The sequence below is a fragment of the Burkholderia sp. Se-20378 genome, assembly GCF_017104665.1.
GTDB classification, from domain to species: Bacteria; Pseudomonadota; Gammaproteobacteria; order Burkholderiales; family Burkholderiaceae; genus Burkholderia; species Burkholderia lata.
Genome location: NZ_JAAGPG010000734.1, coordinates 1 through 3,349 on the forward strand (window position 1 = coordinate 1; position 3,349 = coordinate 3,349).

Genomic DNA, 3,349 nt, shown 5'->3' on the forward strand with positions numbered 1-3,349 from the left:
TCGCATTCGCGTCAGGCTTGTCGGCCTTCTCGCCCTTGGCGGCGGCTTTCGCGCCCTTCTTGCCCTTCGCGTTCTTGTCGGCGGCCGGATCGGGCTCGGCCGGGCGCGGCGGAATGTCGTTCTGGTAATGCAGCACGAGCATCTGGCGCGCACCGCGTACGGCGGCGATCGGCGCACAGGTCACGCGCGCGAACGCGGTATCGGCGAGCTTGTCGACACGCACGACCTTCGCGACCGGCAGGCCGGGCGGATAGACGCCGTCGAGGCCGCTCGTGACGAGTTCGTCGCCGACGACGAGATCCGCGCTCGTCGGCACGAAGCGCAGGTCGAGCGAATCGCCCTTCGGCGTGCCGTAGATCACGCTGCGCAGGCCGGTGCGCAGCACCTGCACGGGAATCGCGAGATCGCGGTCGGTGACCAGCGTGACTTCGGATTGGAGCGGGAACACGCGCGTGACCTGGCCGACCACGCCGTTCTCGCTGACGACGGGCGAGCCGTTCTGGATGCCCTGCTGCGACCCCTGGCCGATCACGATCTTCTGCGTGAACGGGTCGCTTGTGTCGTACTGGATCTCGGCCGGCGTCGATTGCGTCGCGATGTGCTGGCGCAGCTCGAGCACCGCGCGCAGGTGCGCGTTCTCCTGCGTGAGCACGGCGGCCTGGTTGGCCTGCGTGGACAGCTGCAGGTTACGCTTGCGGAGGTCGTCGTTCTCGTGGCGCAGCGACGCGCCGGTGACGGCGATGTCGGCCGCGCCCATGAACAGGTCGCGCGGCACGAGCGCGGCACGCTGCAGCGGATAGAGTACGGTGCCGAGCACGCCGCGGACGATTTCGAGCGTGCTGAAGCGCGCGTCCGAGACGAGGAGCGCGATGGCGAGGGCAACGAAGAAGATGAGCCGCGCGAGCGCGGGCGGACCTTGCTTGAAGAGGGGCGGCGGACTGTATTCCATGGTCGGCGCCGGGCGCGAATGATCGGTTAAATGATGCTCAGACGCGCAAACGGCGCGGCGGTTCGTTCTAAACGAGCGAGCCGGCCACGCCGCGGTTGCGTCATGTCAGGAAGACTGCCTGGACGATCACTCGTACGAGAAGATGCTGCCCAGCTTGTCCATGCGCTCGAGCGCCATGCCCGAACCGCGCACGACGCAGGTGAGCGGATCTTCCGCGACGAGCACCGGCAGGCCGGTTTCTTCCGCCAGCAGGCGATCGAGATCGCGCAGCAGTGCGCCGCCGCCCGTCAGCATCATCCCGCGTTCGGCGATGTCGGCGCCGAGTTCCGGCGGCGTCTGTTCGAGCGCGATCTTCACCGACGACACGATCTGGTTCAGCGGATCGGTCAGCGCTTCGAGGATTTCGTTGCTGGAGATCGTGAAGCTGCGCGGAATGCCTTCCGACAGGTTGCGGCCCTTCACTTCCATTTCCTTGACTTCGGAGCCCGGGAACGCGGAGCCGATTTCCTTCTTGATCGCTTCGGCGGTCTGTTCGCCGATCAGCATCCCGTAGTTGCGGCGGATGTAGTTGACGATCGCCTCGTCGAACTTGTCGCCGCCAACGCGCACCGAACCCTTGTACACGATGCCGCCGAGCGAGATCACGCCGACTTCCGTCGTGCCGCCGCCGATGTCGACGACCATCGAGCCGGTGGCTTCCGACACCGGCAGGCCTGCGCCGATCGCAGCGGCCATCGGCTCTTCGATCAGGTAGACCTGCGATGCGCCGGCGCCGTGCGCGGCTTCCTTGATCGCGCGGCGCTCGACCTGGGTCGAGCCGCACGGCACGCAGATGATGATGCGCGGTGACGGCGAGAACATGCGCGACTCGTGGGCCGTCTTGATGAACTGCTTGATCATCTGCTCGGTGACGGTGAAGTCGGCGATCACGCCGTCCTTCATCGGGCGGATCGCCTCGATGTTGCCGGGCACCTTGCCGAGCATCTGCTTGGCTTCCTTACCGACTGCCTGGATGGTCTTCTTGCCGTTGGGGCCGCCTTCCTGGCGGATCGACACGACGGAAGGCTCATCGAGCACGATGCCCTTGCCGCGCATGTAGATCAGGGTGTTTGCGGTGCCGAGGTCGATCGCGAGATCGTTGGAGAAGTAGCTGCGCAAAAAACCGAACATTCAGAATCCTGTTTCGCTCTGGGCCGGCCCTGCATAGCGAGCGCTGAGGGCGGCAGCGGAAAAAATAACAGCCTCGGGAAGCGTGGCGGAAGCGGCCGCCGCGGCGCACGAAGCTGCGAGTGATGTCTACCGGGGATCGCACGATGCACGCACGGCTTGCCGAAGCGGGGCGAAACGGTGCGGGAAAAGGCTACCGGGTTTGGGTCGAACGCGTAATGATACCTTATAATTTCACGGTATTTGAATCGAAACGGGCGGTATTTTTGCCGCTTCGGCCCCGATTTTTGAGGGTGGGATCGCACCCTCCAACCCCCCGCCGCAGTGCTGCTTTTGATGCGCTGCGCAGCCTTGTTTTTCCGGTGATCGCATGGCCCTGACCCTGACCGATGTGAAACGCATCGCGCACCTGGCGCGACTCGAAATGGCCGACGCCGACGCCGAGCACATGCTCGGCCAGCTCAATGAACTCTTCGGCCTCGTCGAGCAGATGCAGGCGGTCGATACCGCCGGCATCGCGCCGCTCGCCCACCCGATCGAACAGATCCAGGAAGTCGCGCAGCGCCTGCGCGACGACGCCGTGACGGAAGTCGTCAATCGCGACGACAACCAGCGTCCGGCGCCGGCCGTCCAGGACGGCCTCTATCTCGTGCCGAAGGTGATCGAGTAAGCATTCGATGACAAGCGCGCTGCCGCCTTTGCGCCGCGCGCCACCCAGAATTCCCAGGAAAACCACTCAATGCACGCAAAAAGCCTGACCGAACTGCGCGCCGCGCTTGCCGCCAAGGAATGCTCGGCCGTCGAGCTCGCGCAGCTCTACCTGAAACGGATCGAAGCCGCGCGCGACCTGAACGCGTTCATTCACGTCGATGCCGATCTGACCCTCGCGCAGGCGAAAGCTGCCGACGCCGAGCTCGCGCGCGGCGCGGGCGGCGCGCTCACCGGCCTGCCGATCGCGCACAAGGATGTCTTCGTCACGCGTGGCTGGCACTCGACCGCCGGCTCGAAGATGCTCGCGAACTACGAGAGCCCGTTCGACGCGACCGTCGTCGCCCGCCTGCAGGCGGCCGGCATGGTCACGCTCGGCAAGACCAACATGGACGAGTTCGCGATGGGCTCGTCGAACGAGAATTCGGCGTTCGGCGCGGTGAAGAACCCGTGGGACACCAACGCGGTGCCGGGCGGCAGCTCGGGCGGCAGCTCGGCCGCCGTCGCCGCGCGCCTCGCGCCGGC

Annotated in this window: 4 protein-coding genes; 2 read left to right on the forward strand and 2 right to left on the reverse strand. The window is 66.0% G+C overall.

Going from position 1 to position 3,349, the window contains the following annotated elements:
• Together mreC and G3N93_RS36795 are read right to left on the reverse strand one after the other, a co-directional pair.
• Positions 1-949 (reverse strand): rod shape-determining protein MreC (mreC, locus tag G3N93_RS36790; RefSeq protein WP_206135223.1); only part of this gene is annotated, 949 nt, incomplete at its 3' end.
• A 126-nt stretch (positions 950-1,075) separates the two neighbouring features.
• On the reverse strand, positions 1,076-2,119 hold the full coding sequence (locus tag G3N93_RS36795; protein WP_004189550.1) for a rod shape-determining protein: 1,044 nt from the start codon (positions 2,117-2,119) through the stop codon (positions 1,076-1,078).
• Positions 2,120-2,486: 367 nt separating this feature from the next.
• On the opposite strand from G3N93_RS36795, the gene gatC reads away from it, so the two are divergent.
• Together gatC and G3N93_RS36805 are read left to right on the forward strand one after the other, a co-directional pair.
• Entirely contained in the window at positions 2,487-2,786 is a 300-nt protein-coding gene (gene gatC / locus G3N93_RS36800) for an Asp-tRNA(Asn)/Glu-tRNA(Gln) amidotransferase subunit GatC (RefSeq protein WP_039353798.1), read from the forward strand.
• A gap of 69 nt (positions 2,787-2,855) precedes the next feature.
• Positions 2,856-3,349, forward strand: a 494-nt coding sequence (locus tag G3N93_RS36805; RefSeq protein WP_241026855.1) for an amidase, incomplete at its 3' end; no start/stop codon positions are given.